Source organism: Chitinophaga sp., from assembly GCF_036569125.1.
In the GTDB taxonomy this organism is placed as follows: Bacteria; Bacteroidota; Bacteroidia; order Chitinophagales; family Chitinophagaceae; genus Chitinophaga.
In genome coordinates this window covers 1-5,492 of sequence record NZ_DATCRF010000547.1, presented here as the reverse complement: position 1 = coordinate 5,492, position 5,492 = coordinate 1, and the positions used below count along the sequence as shown (strand labels likewise).

At 48.4% G+C, this 5,492-nt stretch carries 3 protein-coding genes and 1 pseudogene; 1 reads left to right on the top strand and 3 read right to left on the bottom strand.

The genetic code is table 11. From position 1 onward, the window contains the following. From VIM87_RS20575 to VIM87_RS20565, 3 genes are all read right to left on the bottom strand, one after another. The coding region (locus tag VIM87_RS20575) for a carboxypeptidase-like regulatory domain-containing protein (RefSeq protein ID WP_331998824.1) at positions 1–2,244 on the bottom strand (2,244 nt) is incomplete at its 3' end. A 507-nt stretch (positions 2,245–2,751) separates the two neighbouring features. Then, a complete protein-coding gene (locus VIM87_RS20570) occupies positions 2,752–3,771 on the bottom strand; it encodes a FecR family protein (RefSeq protein ID WP_331998823.1) in 1,020 nt (339 codons plus the stop codon). A 118-nt stretch (positions 3,772–3,889) separates the two neighbouring features. Further along, on the bottom strand, positions 3,890–4,480 hold the full coding sequence (locus VIM87_RS20565) for an RNA polymerase sigma factor (protein WP_331998822.1): 591 nt from the start codon (positions 4,478–4,480) through the stop codon (positions 3,890–3,892). Positions 4,481–4,712: 232 nt separating this feature from the next. Between VIM87_RS20565 and VIM87_RS20560 the strand changes: the two are divergent. Beyond that, positions 4,713–5,492, top strand: a pseudogene (locus VIM87_RS20560) (alpha/beta hydrolase); the annotation flags it as partial.

Here is a 5,492-nt window from a genome sequence, read left to right as displayed (position 1 = left end):
GAAGGGTACACCTCCGTTGTTGTACTGGTAGCCGTAACCGGTGTTGGATGATGCCTGACGGTCGGCATACTTCACCTGCTGGCCTACCAGCACATTCACGTTATGCTTTTCTGAAAATGTATTGGTGTACGTTAAGCTGTTGCGGAAATCGTAGTTCACCAGCTGATCTTCCGAACGGTTGTAAAAGCCGCCGTAAGGCAGCACTACAACGGGCTGACCGTCCGGGTTATCCGGATCGCGGTACAGGAACTTATTGTTTGCTGCAATGGTGGCGTTGCCATTGGCGCGGTAGGCATTGGCCATATTGGCATTTTCCGTGATCTGGTGCTCGCGGGACGATTTAACATACCGTAACGCACCTACGAACTCATAGCGCAGGTGATCATTGAGCTTAAAGGCCAGATCGCCCTGCAGGCGCAGATCGATCATGTTCAGGCTCAGGTAATTGTTCTGCAGCTCGTTAATAATATTGAAGGGGGCAAAGTTCCTTCTGAAATATTCCAGCTTGCCCTGCTCATCATAAGCGGTTAAGGTGCGGCTGGTATTCAGGGAGTAGCTGAAGGGGTTAATATCAAACTCACGGTCATACTGCCCTTCTACGGGGTTGCTGGTGCGCGACAATGCGCCGGGAGCGCGTTGCTGGCGTACCGAACCTAAGGTGGAGAAACCGGCTGAAAGCCGGTCAGAAAATTTATAGTTATTGCGGTAGTTCATGGTGTAGCGGGTCACCTTATCGCCGATAGTCCAGCCATTATCACTGTAATAGCTGGTGGAGAAATAGGACTGCGACTTATCCGTACCGCTTGAGATGCTGACGGAGTGTTCCTGTATAAAGTTGTTGCGGAACAGGAGGTCGAACCAATCGGTATTGGTTTTGCCGTAACGCATTAAAAAGGCGCGCAGGGCTTCCGGGGTGTTTTCCAGCGGAATGTTGCCGGCATCGTCGCCGTTCAGGCGCTCGTACATTTTGCCGAACACGCCAACATCGCCCCGGGAAAGGATGTTGGAGCTAAGGATGCCTTTGCGTTCCAGCTCGCCCAGCACAGACATTTGCTGTGCAGAGTTCATGATATTAAAGTTGCTGTAGGTAGGTTTCAGCTGTGTGCTGAAGTTGCCCGTGTAGGTTACAACGGGTTTGCCTACACGTCCTTTTTTGGTGGTGATCACCACTACGCCGTTCATGGCGCGCGCGCCGTATAACGCCGTAGCGGCGGCATCTTTCAGGATGTCGAAGCTTTCAATATCATTGGAGTTAAGGCCTGCAACGGCGGAGCCCAGCAAAGTGGTAGGGTCACCGCTGGACAGCTGATCATTTGAGATATTCACTACATCTTCCAGCACCACACCATCTACTACCCACAAGGGTTTGTTATCCCCGTTAATAGAGGTGGCGCCGCGTACGCGTACTTTAGGCGCGGTGCCAAATGTACCGGACACGTTCTGGATGGCCACCCCGGCAACGCGGCCTTCCAGCATACGGCTTACATCCACCACGCCGTCCATTTTGGCATCTTCCATTTTTAAGCGGGTGGCGGCGCCGGAGAATTTGTTCTTATCTATATTCTGAAAGCCGGTTACCACTACTTCATTTAAGCGTGTAGGCTTTTCCGTTAATTGTATAGCCAGTGTGCCGCCTTTGTAAGTGGCCAGGTTCAGCTCTTCCAGCTTATAGCCGGTACCGCTGAACACCAGGATGGCATCGCTGCTGATGCGTTTAAATTCAAACTCACCTTTTTCATTGGTCATGGTACCGCGGGAGGTACCTTTTACCCCGATGGAAATGCCTACCAGCGGCTCTTTCTTTTCAGAGGTTACCACGCCTTTTACATCAATGGTCTGCTTCTGCTGCGGAGTGGTAATGGCCCTGATAGATAAGCCTTCTTCAGGACGTATTGTTTTCTTCTCGCTTTTGCGGATAACAACGCGGTCATATACTACGGAGTAAGAAAGGGCGTACGGCGTAAGCAGCTTATCCAGCAAGGCGCCTACTTTTTCATCATGTGCATGCAGGTTTACGCGGTTGGCTTCCAGGGCTTCGGTATTTACATATACAAAAGAAATGGAGGCCAGGTCTGCAATCCGTTCCAGCGCATCTTTCAGCACTACATCTTTTAATTCGACCGTGATCTTTTTGTCGAGCGCATTTTGCGCGCTCCTTACGCCTGCTGCCGGGCTTTTCATCACGCCCAGCATGAACAGGAGTACCAGTGATAATTTTAAATAGAGCGTCTTTTTAATGCGCATGTTTCACTTTATTGTATATTAGCGTTGAGTACAGCTGGCAGGGCATACCTTCTCCATTAGCGTTCCGTTGGTTGCTCAGAACACTTGTACCGTTAAGGAAATAGGATCTCCGTCCCGGGCTACTTAAAGTCCAGGCAATAGTTTAGCAGCTGTAAAACAGCGCAACGTTCTTACGGATTATTAACCTTGTAAAAAATAAGTTTGACTAACCGGGTTGCGGTTGTCGTAACAGCTCCATCATCTGATTAGTTTTTTTGGTTGACTCTAATTCTGTATTACTTCTATTATGCCACTATGGCTGGTTACCGGGCAAAGGAAGCCCATTCCGGTTCGTTCAGAAAACCAGATAACAATAGATTCTCTGCAAAACAGGGTTTTTCTGTTTGGATTAACCTTGTCTGTTAATGGTTATCCCGGGTCTGACAATAGGGAAATTTTCATACTGGCGATTAGTTTGGTTTTCAATTCAACTAGGTTTCTTCTACTGTGTTATTTGCTGTAACCTTCTTATAAACAGCTGCCACCGGTTATTGTGTAGCTGTTGATACTACTGTCCTTACGTATGTTCGCATTTAATGAGATCGCAATCAAGGTAAGCGCTTTATCTATATCATCGGTTGTGTTAAAATCTCCGTTAAATACACAATGGCGGATCTTTTCGTGGGTAATGATGGTGGTATTGTAATACCGTTCCAGGTCACTGACCACTTTATCCAGCGTTACGCCTTTGTACATGAACTTACCGGAGCGTTTCTGCGCATAAAAGCGGGCATCGTCTTCAGCATCCAGCATTTGCAGCTGGTCGGTTGCTTTGCTGTATACGGCGCTTTTGTTGGCGGTAATGATCATTGCCTGATCCCTTCCTGCGGCCTGGCCTTTTGCCTGTACCTGTACGCGGCCGCTTACTACTACTACCCTTGCGGCGCCGGCATCCCTGGCTTCTATATTAAAAGTGGTGGCCAGCACCGTGGTATTTATGAGGGAGGAATGAATAACAAAAGGTTGTTTATCATTATGCGCTACCTCAAAATACGCTTCTCCTTTTAAGCTTACCTCACGTGTATCTTTACTAAAGCTCTCCGGGTATTCCAGTGTGGAACCGGGTTCCAGCGATACCAGCGATCCATCCGGCAGCTTTACTGTTTTACGTTCCTTATTTGTTGCTACCACCTGTGGTTTAACAGACTGGCGGGTAAGGGTATAAAAGCCGATACCTGCTACTAACAAAATGGCTGCTGCCGCTGCTGCCCATCGCATATAGATCCTGGCCGTATTCCTTTTTGGTTGTGAAAGGTGCGGCGCGGGTATATCCATATCCCGGTGAATGCGCTCTAAAAGATCTTCTGAAACTTTCCTGTCGAGCGTATGTTTAACGGTCTCCAGGTCGGTATTGAATTCTTCTGCGGCTAATGCTTCAAGCTCTGAAAGATCGTTCTCATCCAAATACTGCAGCATCCATTCTTTCTCAGCAATCGTCCATTCCTCTGTATGTAATAAATGCCTGAGATATTCCTTCCTATTGTGCACGCTGTCGGTTGTTTAATTTAAATACAATGAAGTGTAAAAAAAGGGTGGGTGTTCCTTCCAGAAATTTCATATATTATTTAGAATAATACGAAACAGGGTGTTCCTGATGTGTGAACCTTCACCAGTCGCGGTTCAGGAAGAGAAGGAATAACAGCACATACCTGTGTTCTGCATTCTTCTGGATGTAATCGTTGAGTTTAACCATGGCTGCGGATAGATGTTCTTTAACGGTGTTCCGGGAAATATTAAGCTCATTTGCTACTTCCTCATAGGTTTTGCCTTCCAGCTTACAGAGGGTTACAATACGGCGGCGCTGGGGCGATAGTTCTGCGATGGCCTGCTCCAGTAAATGGTATTGCACTTCCTGCAGGGCTTTACGGTCTGTTCCGGATTCTTCGCCCGGAGCAAGGGCCAGGAGCTTCTGGTGAAAGGTTTGTTCACGCAGCTTTTTGCGGCTGTAATTCACAGACAGATTAAAACTGATCACAAACAACCAGCCTGCTACTGACTGCGATGCCCTGATCTCCTGTCTTTTTTCCCACAGCTTGATAAAAACCTCCTGTAAAATGTCTTCTGCAACTGCTGTCTCTTTCACGAGCTTCAGGATGTTGCGATAAACTACTTCGTGATACTTCCAGTACAGGGTATCAAACGCGGCTACTTCATTTTCATGTAACCGTTCTACTAATACTGCATCTAATGTGTTCATGTCGGCATTTGGTTGTAAAAGCAGTCCCGCTTCCCCCAAAGCATTGTTCCCTCTTTTTGCATCATAAAATAGTGACAATTCTGATCACTTTATAACAAAAACTTAAATTAAAATATTTGCAAATGTGCTTTGCGTTGATAAGTATGTCCTTCCAATTCCGGGATAACACTAAAGTGGGTGGTGGGATAAACCGTCCTAATTGCCTATTTTGAACGGACAAACAGTTGTATTTATGATAAGAAGGACCCTATTACTATGGATTTTTTTCCTGGTATGCACTTTATCGTATGCCCAGGACCGTTACACTTTTACCAGGGGACTGATCAGCGGCCCCAGTCATCAATACGGGCGGCAGGCGCTATTTACCGACCAGCTGGCCTACCTGCTGTACGCCGGGCAGCCTGGCACACCGGCAGCCGGCGGCAGCGTACCTGGTTTGGATAATACGCCGGGCAAGTGGAACCCCATTGAGGCCGACAGCGCCGGTATGTTCAAAGGCCGCCTGATCAACAACGGGTACCTGTACCTTACCTATGATGCGCCTGCGGCACAAACAGCCGTGCTGAATATCACCGGGCACCAGATGGTGTATGTGAACGGAGAACCGCATGCCGGCGATATTTACCGCTATGGCTGGATGTATACGCCTGTTCAGCTGAAGAAAGGACTGAATGAATTTTATGTGCGCACGGCCCGCAGCTTTGGCAGGCAGGGCATACAGGCGCAGCTGCTATTTCCGGCTAAACCTGTGTACCTGAGCACCGCTGATTCTACCCTGCCGTTTATTGTAACCGGTAAATCCAATACAGAGCTATGGGGCGCGGTAGTGATTATTAACACCAGCAAACAAGCCCTGAAAGGCTTGCAGATCAGCGCCGGCATACAGGGCAAAGAAGTGGTAAGCACCCTGCCCGACATCGCGCCTATGAGCACCCGCAAAGTGGGCTTTAAAATGGATGCCAGTCAGCTGCAGCAGAAAGGTACGGCCTCCTGCGCGCTGACACTAACGGGC